1 pseudogene is annotated in these 428 nt (G+C 60.3%); it reads right to left on the reverse strand.

The window, feature by feature from the left end:
* Nucleotides 1-428: pseudogene (locus tag AC1RQI_RS17065) on the reverse strand (hypothetical protein); the annotation flags it as partial.

Raw genomic sequence — 428 nt, forward strand, 5'->3', positions numbered from 1 at the left:
CGAGCACGGTCAGTTGGGCCGGGATGAACTCCAGCTCTTCCTTGACCTTGGTGAAGAAGGTCTTGGTGGCGCCGGCTCTCTCGTCATCGCTGAGGGTCAGCTCAATGCGCTTGCGCAGCAGTTGATCCGAGAAGCCGCGTTGGCGGTTCTTACGGGCGGGGCGCGATGGCTCGTCCTGATCGAGCTCATCCTCGTCTGGAAGCTCCTCGCGCAGGGCCTCGATCTCGGCTTCCACTTCCGCTTCGTCGAACAGGGTGGTCTGGAAACGGTGCTTTTCGCTGCTGGCGGCGAACTTCTGGAGGTTTTTCAGCCGCAACAACTCTTCGAGGATCTCAATGCGCGTATCGCGTTGCTGGATGCGTTCGTCTCGCTTGTCCAGCTCACTCTGCTGCTTGGCAAGGGCGTCGTCTTTCGCGTCGAGTTGCTGT

It is taken from the genome of Salicola sp. AFF1 (assembly GCF_056783195.1).